Origin of the sequence: Novosphingobium organovorum, from assembly GCF_022832435.1 — a bacterium.
GTDB lineage: Bacteria > Pseudomonadota > Alphaproteobacteria > Sphingomonadales > Sphingomonadaceae > Novosphingobium > Novosphingobium organovorum.
In genome coordinates, this window is the sequence record NZ_JALHLF010000150.1 from 1 (window position 1) to 350 (window position 350).

The 350-nt window shown below is 74.9% G+C and carries 1 protein-coding gene; it reads left to right on the plus strand.

The annotated features are described in order from the left end of the window. On the plus strand, positions 1–350 hold a 350-nt coding region (locus MTR62_RS19220; RefSeq protein WP_456152714.1), incomplete at both ends, for a capsular polysaccharide export protein, LipB/KpsS family.

Sequence of the window (350 nt, forward strand, 5' to 3'; positions counted from 1 at the left end):
CGCGTCACGCCGCAGCTCACCGAGGCGGCGCGGCGCGCGGGCGTGCCCCTCGTCCGGGTGGAGGATGGCTTCGTGCGCTCGGTCGGGCTGGGCAGCAATCTGGTGCCGCCGTCCTCGGTGGTGGTCGATCACGCGGGCATCCACTTCGATCCGCGTTCGCCGAGCGATCTGGAATTGATCCTGGCGCAGACCGCGTTCGACGAGCGCCTGCTGGCGCGGGCGGCGGCGCTGCGCGAAACCATCGTCGCGGCGGGTATCAGCAAGTACGCGGCGGGTGGCGGCGAGAGCGGCGGCGAGAGTGGCGGCGGGGCTCTGCCCGCGCGCACCGCCGGGCGCCGCCGGGTGCTCGT